The following is a 13,761-nucleotide window of genomic DNA, read 5'->3' as shown; positions in this document are numbered from 1 at the left end:
AACGACGGGTTAGAACGTGACCCCAGCGATCAGCACGATGTTGCAGTACGGAGAGCATTCTCCTGTGCGAATGATCGCCCGAGCCTGTCGGCTAAGAATCTTGAACTGCTCGTGGCTGCCCATCGTCCGCGTGCCCAGCGCACCCTCGGCCTGCAGGGCATCCAGTGTCGTCAGGGCCGCGGGTTGCTTCTCGAGGATTTCTTCGGCCAGGACATGGCTTTCCACCTGCATCTCACTGAGCACCACTTTCAGGGTGCTGACAAAATCAGGAATGCCATGGGTCAACGCCAGGTCGATCAACTCGACGCCTGGCGGCACCGGCAGGCCGGCATCGCCGATCACCACTTTGTCGCCATGACCCAGCGAAGCGATCAGTCGCGACAGTGCCACATTCAACAACGGAGTCTTTTTCATGCCTTGAACGCCTGTACTTCCTGCAAGGTGGGGATAGAGGGCTGCGCGCCCGCGCGGGTGACCGACAGCGCGGCGGCAACCTGGCCGAAACGAATCGCCTCGACCTCGCTTTTGCCGCTCGCCAGGGCGGCGGCGAAACCACCGACAAAGGTATCGCCTGCCGCCGTGGTGTCCACTGCCTTGACCCGGGGCGCCGGGAAATGCTCGAAGCTGCTGCCGTTGGCGAACATCAGGCCCTGGGCCCCAGGGTCACGATCACCTTGCCGGCGCCCGCACTCATCAACTGCGTCGCGGCGGCTTCGGCGGTGTCCAGGGAGTCCACCGCCAACCCGCTGAGGACCGCGGCTTCGCTTTCATTGGGGATGAGGTAATCGACGTAGCCGTACCAGTGCGCCGGCAACGCATGGGACGCCGGTGCCGGGTTGAGAATGACGATTTTGCCCAGTTCGCGGCCACGCTTGAGGGCGTGCCCCACGGTGGCGTCCGGCACTTCGAGCTGGCAGATGATCACATCGGCGCCTTGCAGCACCTCATCGACGCTGTCCAGCACGGCGGGAGTCAGCGCACCGTTGGCACCGGCCACGATCACGATCGCATTCTGGCTGTTGTCATCGACCACGATCAGGGCCACGCCACTGGAGCCTTCCACGACACCGACCGCCTGGCAATCGATCCCCTCGTCCAGCAGTGCTCCACGCAATTGCTGGCCGTAGGCATCGCTGCCCACGCACCCGACCATGGCCACCTGCGCGCCCAGGCGCGCGGCCGCCACCGCTTGGTTGGCGCCCTTGCCGCCGGGGATGGTGGAGAACGACTGGCCGATCAGCGTTTCACCGCCACGGGGCAGGCGCGGTGCCCGGGTGACCAGGTCCATGTTCAGGCTGCCTATTACCACTACTTTTGCTGGCATACATCAGTACTCATCAATTCGGTTCAGCGGTATTGGGCGAATGTGCCGGACAGCGGCGCAGTCGACTCTCGCAAGACAATGCTGGGCGTCACGATCCGCTGGTCAGTGGCGAGGCCCGGCGTCGCGATGCGGCGCAGCAGCACCTCGGCGGCCATTTCGCCCAGTTGCAGGATCGACTGCCCGACCGTGGTCAACGCCGGGTAGACGTAGCGGCTCATCTGGATGTCATCGAAACCGATCACCGACAATTCGCTGGGCACGCGCACGTTGCGCTCAGCGGCGGCGCGCAGCACGCCGATGCCGATCATGTCGTTGGCCGCGAAGATCGCGCTGGGCGGCTGCCGGTCAAGCAGTTCGGCGGCGGCACGGTAGCCACCGGTGCTGGTGAAATCGCTTTCAAGCATGTGTTCGACCGGCCGTTCGATCCCCGCCTCTTCCAGCGCCCGGCAGTAACCCGCCAGGCGCATCTGCGCCACACTGGTGTCGGCCGGCCCGCCGATGAAGGCGATGTCCCGGTGGCCCAGTTCCAGCAGGTGGCGGGTCGCCAGGTACGCGCCGAACTCATGATCGATGCGCACCAGGTCGGCGTCGATGCCGTCGAGCCCACGGTCGACGATCACCATGGGTGTACGCACCCCAGTTAAGCCTTCCACCAGGCCGACATCGCCGCCGGCCGAGGCGACGATCAGGCCGTCGATGCGTTTTTCCAGCAGCACCCGCAGGTAACTGCGCTGCTTGTCCGGGTTGTCGTCGGAATTGCACAGGATCACGCAGTAACCGTTGCGCTCACAGTAATCCTCGATGCCCCGGGCCAGCTCGGCGAAATAAGGGTTGAGGCTGTTGGGCACCAGCAGGCCGATGGTCGCGGTGGTCTTGGCCTTGAGCGAACGGGCCACCGCGCTGGGCACATAGTCCAGGCGCTCGATGGCCGCCTCGACCTTGCGCCGCACCTCCTCACTGACCGGCCGCGTCTTGTTCACCACGTGGGACACGGTCGTGTAGGAGATCCCCGCGAGCGCCGCCACATCCTTGATCGTTGCCATGGTTCAGCCTCGCCGACTGGCGCGATGGCTGCGGTAGGTATCGAGCACGACCGCCACCACGATCACCGCACCGGTGATGATGCGCTTGGTCGGCTCGCTGGCGCCGATCTGCGCCAGGCCTGCCGCGAGCACCGAGATGATCAGCACGCCAAAGAAGGTGCTGATGACCGAGCCACGCCCGCCCATCAGACTGGTGCCGCCGATCACCACCGCCGCGATCACCTGCAATTCGAGCCCGGAACCGGCGTTCGGGTCTGCGGCTTCCAGGCGCGAAATCTGGAACAGCGCCGCAACACCCGCAAGCAGGCCCATGAGGCTGAACACCAGAATCTTGTACGGCTTTGGATTGATGCCCGCCAGGCGCACGGCCTCTTCGTTGGTGCCGATGCCGATCAGGTAGCGACCGAACACCGTGCGGGTCAACACGGCCTGGGCAATGAAGATCACCAGCAAGGCGATGATGAACGAAGGGGAAATGCCGAAGGCAATCGGGTTGGACAGCCAGGCGAAGGAATCGCCGATGTAGGCGGTTCGCGAGCCGGTCATCTGGTACGCCAGGCCCCGGGCCATTTCCAGCACGCCGAGGGAGACGATGAACGACGGGATCCGCCATGCCACGGTAATCGAGCCGGTGACCGTGCCCGCCAGCGCCGCCACGGCCATGCCGAGCAAGGCCGACGGCCAGACGCTCCAGCCCCAGCCGAGGACGGCCACGCTGACGGTCGAGGCCGCCAGCGCCAGCACCGACCCCACCGACAGGTCGATGCCGCCGATAATCAAAATGAACGTCATGCCGACCGCCAGCACCATGAGGTCGGGAATCTGGTTAGCCAGGGTACTGAAGGTGTCGTACGACAGGAAATGGCTGCTCAGGGTCGAGAACAGCGCGACCATCGCCAGCAACGCGCCGGCCAGGCCCAGGTAAGTGCCCAGGCCATAGAAGTTGCCACTCGATTTACCGACGGCGGATACGGTTTTCATGAGAGTTCCCTAGGCGCTGCCTCGTTGAGCAACGCATCACGTTTCTGGTAGCCGGCGAACGCGGCCGCCAGCAAGTCATCCTGGGTCCAGCTGTCGCGCTCGAAGGTGTCGATCAGGCGCCCGGCGGAGAGCACGCCGATCCGGTCGCAGATCAGCATCAGCTCGCGCAGGTCACTGGACACCACGACCAGCGCCTTGCCCTGGCGAGTCAGTTCACCGAGCAACGCATAAATGTCGAACTTGGCACCCACGTCGATGCCACGGGTTGGCTCGTCGAACAGCAGCACCGAACAGTCGCGTTCGAGCCAGCGGCCGATCACCACCTTCTGTTGATTGCCGCCCGACAGCTCGGACACCAATTGCGTGGGGCTGGAACTGCGGATGCGCATGGCATCGATCTGCCGCTGCGCAAGGCTCAGCTCTGCATCGCCATTGACGACGCCGGCACTGGAAATCTCCGGCATGTTGCCCAGCGCGATGTTGGCGGCGATGGATTGAGTCAGCAACAGGCCTTCGCCCTTGCGGTCTTCGGTGATCAGCGCGATACCGTGGGCCACCGCATCGGCCGGGGAGCGAATGCTCACCGCCTTGGCTGGCGAACCCAGCGCCACGCTGCCGCTGTCGGCGGTATCGGCACCGAAGATCAACCGCAACAGCTCGGTACGCCCGGCCCCGATCAGGCCGGAGATGCCGAAGATCTCGCCGCTGCGCACTTCGAAGGACACATCGCGGACTTTGTCGGAACGGGTCAGGCCCTTGACCGTCAGCGCCGGCGCACCGATCTGGCGGGGGCCCAGGTCGATATGCTCGCCCAGCTCCCGGCCGACCATCAGGGTCACCAGTTGCTCACTGTTGTAGTTGGCCATCGGCTCGACGCAGACCAGGTTGCCGTCACGCAACACCGCGATGCGCTGGGCCACCCGTGCCAGTTCTTCGAGGCGATGGGAAATGTAGATGATCGACACGCCCCGAGCCTGCAGGCGGGTGATCTGTTCGAACAGCATCTCGACTTCCCGCGCCGTCAGCATGGCGGTCGGCTCATCGAGAATCAGCACACGGCAATCGCCGATCAGGTTGCGGGCGATCTCGACCATCTGCTGGTGGCCGATGCCCAACTCACCCACCGGCGTGTCCGGATCGATCGCATCAAGCCCCACTTGGGCCATGGCCTCGATGGCTGCCTTGCGCAATTGCTTGCGGCTGATCCAGCCACCGCAACTGGGCAAATTGTCGAGAAACAGGTTCTCCGCCACGGAAAGGGTCGGCAGCAGGTTGAGCTCCTGCATCACCATGCGTACGCCCAACTCTTCCGCCTGGGTACGGCTGCCGGGACGATAGTCCTGCCCCAGAAATTGCATCTGCCCGGTCGTCGGCGTCACCAGCCCGCCGATGATCTTGGACAAGGTGCTTTTGCCGGCGCCATTTTCACCGGTCAGCGCCAACACTTCCCCGCGCATCAACGTCAGGTCGATGCCGGTCAGTACTGGCTGGGCATAGGTTTTACCGATGCCGCTGACAGACAGGACAGCGTTCGGGTCAAAAACGGACATAAAGACTCTCCATGCGCTCGCCCGGATGGGCGAGCACCGCTACATCGCCAGGATGATTACTTCGTAACCAGCTCGACCGGCGTTTCGATCACGCCGTTGGCACCGCTGTCGACTTTCTCGCCCTTGAGCATCTTCAGGGCCGTCTCGATGCCGAACACCGCCTGCTTGGCAGCGAACTGGTCGGCCGTGGCCAGGACGCGACCGTCCTTGAGCATCGGCTTGATGGCATTGATGTTGTCGTAGCCGACCACTTGGACCTTGCCCGCCTTGCCCGCCGCGCGCACGGCGGAGACGGCGCCGACCGCCATGCTGTCGTTGCCGGCCAGCAGCGCCTTGATGTCCGGGTATTCGCTGAGCATCGAGGCGGCCACCTGGTTGCCCTTGTTGATTTCCCAGTCGCCCGATTGCAGGGACACGACCTTGATCTGCGCCGCTTCCATCGCGTCCTTGAAGCCTGCGGTGCGCGCCTGGGCGTTGGTGGTGGTGGAAACACCTTCGATGATGCCGACTTCGTCACCGGCCTTGAGCTGCTTGGCCAGGTATTCACCGACCAGGCGGGCGCCCTTGCGGTTGTCCGGGCCTACGAACGGCACATTGATGTTCTTGCTCTTGACCACGGCGGGATCGAGTTGGTTATCGATGTTGATAACCGTGATACCGGCGTCGACGGCTTTCTTGATCACCGGCACCATCGCCTTGGAATCGGCGGGTGCGATGACCAGTGCATCGACCTTGGACACGATCATCTGCTCGACGATACGGATCTGGTTGGCTGTGTCGGTTTCATCCTTGATCCCGTTGGAGATCAACTCGAAATCGGCGGAGTGTTCCTTCTGATAGGCCTTGGCGCCGTCTTCCATGGTGAGGAAGAACTCGTTGGCCAGGGATTTCATGACCAAAGCGACCTTGGGTTTTTCAGCGGTCTGGGCAAATGCCGAGGAGAGAGGCAGCGCAGCGGATGCGGCCGCGAGCATGGCGACAGCGAGGAGACGTCCAGCGAATGGCAACTTCATGGGTTCACTCCGATCTTATGATTATTGTGGGCAAATCAATGCACGGAACGCCGCGCAAACGTTTGCGTGAAGTGAACTATGGTAAGGGTTTGCTGATTTGTCAACGTCGCGATAGGCGCGATCGAGTGCCCGGCCCAGGCCACCGGTTGAAGGTACAGCGGTCGGCTTTATCTGTCGCGGCTGCAAATAAAAATTCTCCTCCTACATCAAAACGCCAAAAGCGCTGTCAGACGATTTTCTTGAATTTTAAGTAGTTGCGTAAATGCCTACGGTTAAATACTGTATGCACGTACAGCTTAATAAGGATAATCCTGTGGCCCCGCCCTCCGCTGCAACTTCCCCTTTAGACGCCTACGCACGACTCGCCCTTCGCGTCTCGAAAATCATCAACGGTCCCACCGCCCAAAAAGCCAAGTCCGCCCTGATCTTCCGTCTTCCCGATGAGCCGGTGGAAGAGTGGGAACGCCTGCTGGAAGAAATCGACGAGAACGACAACGTGACCCTCGCCTATCGCGACGATGGCGGTGTGCAGGTTTTCTGGGTTGTGCCGAAGGAAGATTGAGCGTGATGAGTGTTCGCTGTTTTGCTTTATTGCTGGCTTTCGCCGCGATGGGGGCACAGGCCGCTGCGCCGCGCACCTTCAACGAAGCCAAGAAAATCGCCTGGAAACTCTACGCGCCGCAATCCACCGAGTTCTACTGCGGCTGCAAGTACACCGGCAATCGCGTGAACCTGGCGGCTTGCGGCTACGTGCCGCGCAAGAATGCCAGCCGCGCCGCGCGCATCGAGTGGGAGCACATTGTCCCGGCGTGGCAGATCGGCCATCAGCGCCAATGCTGGCAGGAAGGCGGCCGCAAACAATGCACCCGCTACGACCCGGTCTATCAACGAGCCGAGGCCGACCTGCATAACCTGGTGCCGAGCATTGGCGAAGTGAATGGCGACCGGAACAATTTCAGCTTCGGCTGGCTGCCGGTGCAGAAGGGCCAATACGGTTCGTGCCTGACCCAGGTGGATTTCAAGGCCAAGAAGGTCATGCCCCGCCCTTCCATTCGCGGCATGATCGCCCGCACCTACTTCTACATGAGCAAGCAGTACGGCCTGCGCTTGTCGAAACAGGACCGACGCCTGTACGAAGCCTGGGACAAGACCTACCCGGTCGAAAGCTGGGAACGCCAACGCAACCAGAGTGTGGCGTGCGTCATGGGGCACGGTAACGAGTTCGTCGGGCCGGTGGACCTCAAGGCCTGCGGCTGACTCACCCGAGTGACAACGCAATCGGCTGTGGGAGCGAGCTTGCTCGCGATGGCAGTGTATCAGCCAACATCAATGCTGACTGATCCGACGCTTTCGCGAGCAAGCTCGCGCCCACCGTTGATGGGGTGCTGCCCGATTATTGGGCCGTCGGGTAATCCACCACCAGGGTCTCGATGTTGCGCTTTTTCGCCCGGACCAGGGCAGCGGTGATTTTCTCCTGACCTGCTTCAGCGTCGGCCTTGGAGTTGAATGGGCCGACCAGCACCCGCTCCTTGCCATTTTCCCGCACCACGGTCGACATGAAGCTGTGCTCGATGAGCCACCCGGTCAGGTCGCTGATCGCTTGCGGGGTCTCGCCTCGAACCTCGACCGCCCATTGCGGCGCGGCAGCGGCAGCCGGCGCGGAGGTCGCGGCGGGTTTGGGCTTCGGTGCCTCGGCGTCACGCCCTTCACCACACCCAGCCAGCATCAATACCGCGATAACCCAAGCCAATTTGCGCACAACGTTTCCCCTGGAAGACATGAGGCACGGATTTTAACACTCACATCCAGCAAGAACCCCGCGAACGACGCTCAAAACACGAGAATCCTGCCCGACGTCTCTGTATAGTCGCACCCTGGGAATTCACTCTGGGAATTAATGCTGCGTCTGCACGTCAGAAAGAGGCACCCACGTTGTGACACTTAGCACTAATCTATAAGCAGTACCGACATCTGCACTGTCTGAATCAGGTGCCCTATAAAGCAATCAAGGAGAACACCATGCTGATACTCACCCGCAAAGTCGGTGAAAGCATAAACATTGGTGACGACATCACGATCACCATTCTGGGCGTTAGCGGCCAACAAGTCCGGATCGGCATCAACGCCCCGAAAAACGTCGCGGTACACCGCGAAGAGATCTACCAACGTATTCAGGCAGGCCTCACCGCCCCCGACAAGCCGCAAACGCCCTGAGCCTTGCAGCAGTCCGTAGCCAGCCCGTTTGCATCGCCGCAATGGCTGGCTAAAGATTCAGGCCGATCGAGCCTTACCCCGATCCACCCCGCCTCTTGATTGTCGTCCAGCCCGTGAACCGATACTAATGGCATGGCTCGTAGCCTGGCTGTCAGACGTTTCGTTTTAATGGCGGTGAAGCAGGCGCGCGTGGCAGCTCAGCCCAGGCTCACACCCCGCGCCATGCCGGTGGCCGCCACCACCATCAAGACCAGCAGCAAGGCTTCGATGTGGCTGACCCGGGCAAACCGGCCAGCCCGTGACGGATCGACAGCCATGCCCTTGGCCAAGGCTATGCGCCATTTGACCAGGGCGATCATTGGCGCGATTTCCAGCAACAGGATCAGCAGCAACAGCGTCATCTTCAGGTGAAACAGCGGTTGATGCAGGTAGTAGTCAGAACCTTTTTCGAACCCCGCGAACGCCCGCATCCCCCCGGTCACCAACAGCACCAGCGCCGACACGCCCCACACGTTATCCGCCACCAGCACGTTGCGAACCGCGTCCGCGCCATCCGCCACGCGCCGCAGTGCCGTGCCGCGCGTCAGCACCGCCCAGAAGCCAAGGGCGAAGGCCAGGAGATGAATTGCCGCGAGAGACCAATGAGCCAACATGAGAGAGGCGCCTGTCAGTGAACGTCGGGTCGACCTGACAGTACTAGCTCATAAAACAATGATTGCCAGGGTTGGCATGCAAAAAAACTGTGGGAGCGGGCTTGCTCGCGAATGCGGCGTATCAGTCAACAAATCACTCACTGATACACCGCATTCGCGAGCAAGCCCGCTCCCACAGGGGTATTGCGAACGCTAAAAGATTTTAGTCGGCCAGACGCCAGGTCGTGCCGCCCTTCCCGTCTTCCAGCACCACGCCCATGGCGGTGAGCTGATCGCGGATACGGTCGGATTCGGCCCAGTCCTTGTTGGCCCGCGCGGTCAGGCGCGCCTGGATCAATGCCTCGACCTCGGCGGCGTCCACGCGGCCTTCGGCACCGGCCTGGAGGAAGTCATCCGCCTCGAGCTGCAACACCCCCAGCACATTGGCCAGTTCCTTCAGGCGTGCCGCCAGGCCCGCCGCCGCATTGAGATCGCTCTCGCGCAGGCGGTTGATCTCACGCACCATTTCAAACAGCACCGCGCAGGCTTCCGGCGTGCCGAAGTCGTCGTTCATCACTTCGGTAAACCGCGCCACGTAGGCTTCGCCACCAGCGGCAGGCACGCTCGGCAGGCCTTTCAACGCATGGTAAAAACGCTCCAGGGCGCCCTTGGCGTCCTTGAGGTTGTCTTCCGAATAGTTGATGGCGCTGCGGTAGTGACTGGACACCAGCAGGTAACGCACGACCTCGGGGTGGTACTTGTCGAGCACGTCGCGGATGGTGAAGAAGTTGTTCAAGGACTTGGACATCTTCTCGCCGTTGATCCGGATCATGCCGCAATGCATCCACGCGTTGGCGTAGGTCTTGCCGGAAGCCGCTTCGCTCTGGGCGATCTCGTTCTCGTGGTGCGGGAACTCCAGGTCGCTGCCGCCGCCATGGATATCGAAGGTCTCGCCCAGGCAGCAGGTGGACATCACCGAGCACTCGATGTGCCAGCCCGGGCGCCCGGCGCCCCACGGCGATTCCCAGCTCGGCTCACCCGGCTTGGCGGCTTTCCACAGCACGAAATCCAGCGGGTCTTCTTTCGACTCGCCGACCTCGATGCGTGCGCCGATGCGCAGGTCTTCGATTTTCTTGCGCGACAACTTGCCGTAGCCCATGAACTTGGCAACGCGGTAATACACGTCGCCATTGCCCGCTGCGTAGGCATAGCCCTTGTCGATCAGGGTCTGGATCATCGCCAGCATGCCGGGAATGTGATCCGTGGCACGAGGCTCCAGGTCCGGCTTGAGGATATTGAGGCGCGCCTCGTCCTCGTGCATGGCCTCGATCATGCGGGCGGTCAACGCATCGTAGGGCTCGCCGTTCTCGCGGGCCCGGTTGATGATCTTGTCTTCGATGTCGGTGATGTTGCGCACATAGGTCAGGTCATAACCGCTGTAGCGCAGCCAGCGGGTTACCAGGTCGAAGGCGACCATGCTGCGGCCATGCCCAAGGTGGCAGTAGTCGTACACGGTCATCCCGCAGACGTACATGCGCACCTTGTTGCCATCCAGCGGCTTGAAGACTTCTTTGCTCTTGGTGAGCGTGTTGTAGATCGTTAGCACAGGGTTTCCCTTAAGACTTGATCACTGACCCCAGGAATCACGCAAGGTCACGGTACGGTTGAAGACCGGACGACCGGGTTTTGAGTCCTTGATATCCGCGCAGAAGTAACCTTCGCGCTCGAACTGGAAACGGTCTTCCGGCTGTGCGTTGCCCAGCGATGGCTCGGCACGACAACCGGTGAGTACTTGCAGGGAGTCAGGGTTGATGTTGTCCAGGAAGCTGGCGCTGTCTTCGGCCTTCTCCGGGTTCGGTGAACGGAACAGGCGATCGTACAGGCGCACTTCGCACTCGACGCTGGCGGCAGCCGGCACCCAGTGGATCACGCCCTTGACCTTGCGCCCTTCCGGGTTCTTGCCCAGGGTGTCCGGGTCATAGGAGCAGCGCAGCTCGACGATGTTGCCATCGGCATCCTTGATGGCTTCGTCGGCGCGGATCACGTAGCTGCCGCGCAGACGCACTTCACCGGCTGGTTCCAGGCGCTTGTAGCCCTTTGGCGGCTCTTCCATGAAGTCGTCGCGGTCGATGTAGATCTCCCGGGCGAACGGCAGGACGCGCACGCCCATGTCCTCTTTCGGATGGCACGGCAGCTCGAGGTTCTCGACCTGGCCTTCCGGGTAATTGGTGATCACCACCTTCAGCGGGCGCAGCACGCACATGGCGCGCGGGGCGCTGTGGTCGAGGTCGTCACGGATGCTGAACTCCAGCATGCCGAAGTCCACCACGCCGTCGGAACGGTTGGTGCCGACCATCTCGCAGAAATTGCGGATCGATTTCGGCGTGTAGCCACGACGCCGGAAGCCCGACAGCGTCGACATGCGCGGGTCGTCCCAGCCGTTGACGTGCTTCTCGTCCACCAGTTGCTTGAGCTTGCGCTTGCTGGTGATGGTGTAGTTCAGGTTCAGGCGGCTGAATTCGTACTGGCGCGGGTTGGCTGGCACGGGCAGGTGCTCGAGGAACCACTCGTACAGCGGACGATGGCTTTCGAATTCCAGGGTGCAGATCGAATGGGTAATGCCTTCGATGGCGTCCGACTGGCCGTGGGTGAAGTCATAGTTGGGGTAGATGCACCACTTGTCACCGGTCTGGTGGTGATGGGCGTGGCGGATGCGATACATGATCGGGTCGCGCAGGTTCATGTTCGGCGAGGCCATGTCGATCTTGGCGCGCAACACCCGCGCACCGTCCGGGAACTCACCGGCGCGCATGCGGGCGAACAGGTCGAGGTTCTCTTCCACGCTGCGGTCACGGAACGGACTGTTCTTGCCCGGCTCGGTCAGACTGCCACGGTATTCCTTGGCCTGCTCGGGGGTCAGGTCGCAGACATAGGCGTTGCCGGCCTTGATCAGCTCCACCGCCCAGTCGTGCAGTTGGTCGAAATACTGCGAGGCATAGCGCACTTCACCGGACCATTGGAAGCCCAGCCACTTGACGTCGCTTTCGATCGCGTCGATGTATTCCTGGTCTTCCTTGGCCGGGTTGGTGTCGTCGAAACGCAGGTGCGTGACGCCACCGAACTCCTCGGCCAGGCCAAAGTTCACGCAGATCGACTTGGCATGGCCGATGTGCAGGTAGCCGTTGGGTTCCGGCGGGAAACGGGTGACGATCTGTGTGTGCTTACCCGAATCCAGGTCCGCCTGGATGATCGGGCGCAGGAAATTGACCGGCACGGCCGGGCCGGTCTTGGAATTCGAGGTAGGGTCGACAGTGGGCTTGCTCATAGGATCCTTGAACAGACAAGTGCGCGGCCGGGTGCGGCCTGATAAATCAAAGCCCGTATCATAGCCGATGCTGTCAAGCACCTGACAGGCCAGGCCGGCAAACGATTGAATTTAATCGACGACCCGATGAAAAACAGCCTCGAAATTCGTGCCTGGCAGGCTAAACTGCCCAGCCTGGCCGATCATAGCCAGACCGGTTGCGGGCCTCACGGCCCCAAAACCCAAGAATTCCTAGAAAGAGTAGCGATCATGAGCAAAGTCAAACTGACCACCAACCACGGTGACATCGTTCTGCAACTGAACAAAGAAAAGGCGCCGCTGACCGTCGCCAACTTCATCGAGTATGTCCAGGCCGGTCACTACACCAACACCGTCTTCCACCGCGTCATCGGCAACTTCATGATCCAGGGCGGCGGTTTCGAGCCAGGCATGAAGGAAAAGAAAGACAAGCGCCCAAGCATCCAGAACGAAGCCGACAACGGCCTGCCGAACAAGAAGTACAGCATTGCCATGGCCCGCACCATGGAACCGCATTCGGCCTCCGCGCAGTTCTTCATCAACGTGGCAGACAACAGCTTCCTCAACCACAGCGCCAAGACCGTACAGGGCTGGGGCTATGCCGTGTTCGGTGAAGTGATCGAAGGCACCGACGTGGTCGACAGCATCAAGGGCGTTTCCACCACGTCCAAAGCTGGCCACCAGGACGTCCCGGCAGAAGACGTGATCATCGAGAAAGCCGAGATCATTGAGTGATACTACTGATTTCAGATTTGCATCTGGAAGAGGAGCGCCCGGACATCACCCGGGCGTTTCTGGATTTACTCGCCACCCGCGCCCGCTCGGCGCAAGCGTTGTACATCCTGGGCGATTTTTTCGAAGCCTGGATCGGCGACGATGCCATGACCCCGTTCCAGCGCTCCATCTGCCAGGCCCTGCGCGCATTGAGCGACAGCGGCACGGCCATCTTCCTGATGCACGGCAATCGCGATTTCATGCTGGGGCAGGCCTTCTGCAAGGCCGCTGGTTGCACCCTGGTCAAGGACCCGAGTGTCGTGCAGTTCAACGGCGAGCCGGTGCTGCTGATGCATGGCGACAGCCTGTGCACCCGCGATGAAGGCTACATGAAGCTGCGGCGCTGGCTGCGCAACCCGGTCACGCTGTTCATCCTGCGCCACCTGCCCTTGGGCAGCCGGCAGAAACTGGCGCGTAAACTGCGCAGCGAAAGCCGGGCACAGACACGGATGAAGGCCAATGACATCGTCGACGTCACGCCTGAAGAAATCCCGCGGATCATGCAGCAGTACGGCGTACAGACCCTGATCCACGGCCACACCCACCGCCCCGCCATCCACAAGCTGCAACTCGGCGAACATGCAGCGAGACGCATCGTGCTGGGGGATTGGGACAAGCAAGGCTGGGCGCTGCAGGTGGATGAACAGGGCTACACCCTCGCCCCCTTCCCCTTCACCCCTGCGCCCCAACTGGCAGGCCCCACTCACTGAGCCGTCCTTTCTCTACCGTGAGAGTGGAAGCTGCTTGCGAAGCATTCTGTGTGTTCACCACAGATCCCCTTGTGGGAGCGGGCTTGCCCGCGAAGAGGGTGGATCAGTTGATGAAGATGTTGGCTGACCCACCGCCTTCGCGGGCAAGCCCGCTCCCACCAGAAGATCGCCCCCACT

Annotated in this window: 14 protein-coding genes and 1 pseudogene; 5 read left to right on the top strand and 10 right to left on the bottom strand. The window is 61.8% G+C overall.

What is annotated here, in order from left to right; genetic code table 11:
• Window positions 1–9: 9 nt before the first annotated feature.
• From rbsD to KI241_RS09370, 6 genes and pseudogenes are all read right to left on the bottom strand, one after another.
• Complete coding sequence (rbsD, locus tag KI241_RS09395; RefSeq protein ID WP_212803605.1) at window positions 10–414, bottom strand: D-ribose pyranase; 405 nt, start codon at window positions 412–414, stop codon at window positions 10–12.
• Window positions 411–1,324: pseudogene (gene rbsK / locus KI241_RS09390) on the bottom strand (ribokinase). The gene rbsD and the pseudogene rbsK overlap by 4 nt, the downstream one beginning before the upstream one ends.
• Before the next feature lie 23 nt (window positions 1,325–1,347).
• Window positions 1,348–2,367 (bottom strand): LacI family DNA-binding transcriptional regulator, encoded by a 1,020-nt coding sequence (locus tag KI241_RS09385; RefSeq protein WP_042730063.1) that lies wholly within the window; start codon window positions 2,365–2,367, stop codon window positions 1,348–1,350.
• A 3-nt stretch (window positions 2,368–2,370) separates the two neighbouring features.
• Window positions 2,371–3,348 carry an ABC transporter permease gene (locus tag KI241_RS09380; protein WP_047737261.1) on the bottom strand — a complete coding sequence of 326 codons (978 nt, stop codon included), beginning with the start codon at window positions 3,346–3,348 and terminating at the stop codon, window positions 2,371–2,373.
• Entirely contained in the window at window positions 3,345–4,898 is a 1,554-nt protein-coding gene (locus tag KI241_RS09375; RefSeq protein WP_047737263.1) for a sugar ABC transporter ATP-binding protein, read from the bottom strand. The genes KI241_RS09380 and KI241_RS09375 overlap by 4 nt, the downstream gene beginning before the upstream one ends.
• Window positions 4,899–4,954: 56 nt before the next feature.
• Entirely contained in the window at window positions 4,955–5,911 is a 957-nt protein-coding gene (locus KI241_RS09370) for a sugar ABC transporter substrate-binding protein (RefSeq protein WP_042730060.1), read from the bottom strand.
• Between the two features lie 283 nt (window positions 5,912–6,194).
• On the opposite strand from KI241_RS09370, the gene KI241_RS09365 reads away from it, so the two are divergent.
• Both KI241_RS09365 and KI241_RS09360 read left to right on the top strand, forming a co-directional pair.
• Entirely contained in the window at window positions 6,195–6,473 is a 279-nt protein-coding gene (locus KI241_RS09365; protein ID WP_212803604.1) for a DUF1654 domain-containing protein, read from the top strand.
• A gap of 5 nt (window positions 6,474–6,478) precedes the next feature.
• A complete protein-coding gene (locus tag KI241_RS09360) occupies window positions 6,479–7,168 on the top strand; it encodes an endonuclease I family protein (RefSeq protein WP_042730059.1) in 690 nt (229 codons plus the stop codon).
• A gap of 136 nt (window positions 7,169–7,304) precedes the next feature.
• Here KI241_RS09360 and KI241_RS09355 read toward each other — a convergent pair whose 3' ends face one another.
• The gene (locus KI241_RS09355; protein WP_047737264.1) at window positions 7,305–7,670 is read right to left on the bottom strand and encodes a hypothetical protein; all 366 of its coding nucleotides are present in this window, start codon (window positions 7,668–7,670) and stop codon (window positions 7,305–7,307) included.
• 260 nt (window positions 7,671–7,930) lie between these two features.
• Here KI241_RS09355 and csrA point away from each other — a divergent pair, with 260 nt between their 5' ends.
• Window positions 7,931–8,125, top strand: coding sequence for a carbon storage regulator CsrA (gene csrA / locus KI241_RS09350; RefSeq protein ID WP_003179932.1), 195 nt, complete (start codon window positions 7,931–7,933; stop codon window positions 8,123–8,125).
• 197 nt (window positions 8,126–8,322) lie between these two features.
• On the opposite strand, the gene KI241_RS09345 is transcribed toward csrA, so the two are convergent.
• The 3 genes from KI241_RS09345 to KI241_RS09335 all read right to left on the bottom strand — a co-directional run bounded on the left by KI241_RS09345 (window position 8,323) and on the right by KI241_RS09335 (window position 12,082).
• Window positions 8,323–8,778 (bottom strand): DUF2214 family protein, encoded by a 456-nt coding sequence (locus KI241_RS09345; protein WP_212803603.1) that lies wholly within the window; start codon window positions 8,776–8,778, stop codon window positions 8,323–8,325.
• A gap of 202 nt (window positions 8,779–8,980) precedes the next feature.
• Window positions 8,981–10,363, bottom strand: a complete 1,383-nt coding sequence (gene cysS / locus KI241_RS09340; RefSeq protein ID WP_042732375.1) for a cysteine--tRNA ligase — start codon at window positions 10,361–10,363, stop codon at window positions 8,981–8,983.
• Between the two features lie 21 nt (window positions 10,364–10,384).
• Window positions 10,385–12,082 (bottom strand): glutamine--tRNA ligase/YqeY domain fusion protein, encoded by a 1,698-nt coding sequence (locus KI241_RS09335; protein WP_042732374.1) that lies wholly within the window; start codon window positions 12,080–12,082, stop codon window positions 10,385–10,387.
• Window positions 12,083–12,331: 249 nt separating this feature from the next.
• On the opposite strand from KI241_RS09335, the gene KI241_RS09330 reads away from it, so the two are divergent.
• Together KI241_RS09330 and lpxH are read left to right on the top strand one after the other, a co-directional pair.
• Window positions 12,332–12,835, top strand: a complete 504-nt coding sequence (locus KI241_RS09330) for a peptidylprolyl isomerase (RefSeq protein WP_042732373.1) — start codon at window positions 12,332–12,334, stop codon at window positions 12,833–12,835.
• On the top strand, window positions 12,832–13,584 hold the full coding sequence (gene lpxH, locus KI241_RS09325) for a UDP-2,3-diacylglucosamine diphosphatase (RefSeq protein ID WP_123578673.1): 753 nt from the start codon (window positions 12,832–12,834) through the stop codon (window positions 13,582–13,584). Before KI241_RS09330 ends, lpxH begins: the two co-directional genes overlap by 4 nt.
• Window positions 13,585–13,761 lie beyond the last annotated feature (177 nt).

Source organism: Pseudomonas sp. Cab53 (assembly GCF_018325965.1).
In the GTDB taxonomy this organism is placed as follows: Bacteria; Pseudomonadota; Gammaproteobacteria; order Pseudomonadales; family Pseudomonadaceae; genus Aquipseudomonas; species Aquipseudomonas chlororaphis_E.
This window is presented reverse-complemented; position numbering and strand designations above follow the sequence as displayed.

Coding starts and splice junctions, on each gene's coding strand:
- KI241_RS09330 (WP_042732373.1), top strand. CDS start 12,332: ATGAGCAAAGTCAAACTGACCACCAACCACGGTGACATCGTTCTGCAA.
- csrA (WP_003179932.1), top strand. CDS start 7,931: ATGCTGATACTCACCCGCAAAGTCGGTGAAAGCATAAACATTGGTGAC.
- KI241_RS09365 (WP_212803604.1), top strand. CDS start 6,195: ATGCACGTACAGCTTAATAAGGATAATCCTGTGGCCCCGCCCTCCGCT.
- KI241_RS09385 (WP_042730063.1), bottom strand. CDS start 2,367: ATGGCAACGATCAAGGATGTGGCGGCGCTCGCGGGGATCTCCTACACG.
- KI241_RS09360 (WP_042730059.1), top strand. CDS start 6,479: ATGAGTGTTCGCTGTTTTGCTTTATTGCTGGCTTTCGCCGCGATGGGG.
- rbsD (WP_212803605.1), bottom strand. CDS start 414: ATGAAAAAGACTCCGTTGTTGAATGTGGCACTGTCGCGACTGATCGCT.
- KI241_RS09380 (WP_047737261.1), bottom strand. CDS start 3,348: ATGAAAACCGTATCCGCCGTCGGTAAATCGAGTGGCAACTTCTATGGC.
- KI241_RS09335 (WP_042732374.1), bottom strand. CDS start 12,082: ATGAGCAAGCCCACTGTCGACCCTACCTCGAATTCCAAGACCGGCCCG.
- KI241_RS09375 (WP_047737263.1), bottom strand. CDS start 4,898: ATGTCCGTTTTTGACCCGAACGCTGTCCTGTCTGTCAGCGGCATCGGT.
- KI241_RS09345 (WP_212803603.1), bottom strand. CDS start 8,778: ATGTTGGCTCATTGGTCTCTCGCGGCAATTCATCTCCTGGCCTTCGCC.
- KI241_RS09370 (WP_042730060.1), bottom strand. CDS start 5,911: ATGAAGTTGCCATTCGCTGGACGTCTCCTCGCTGTCGCCATGCTCGCG.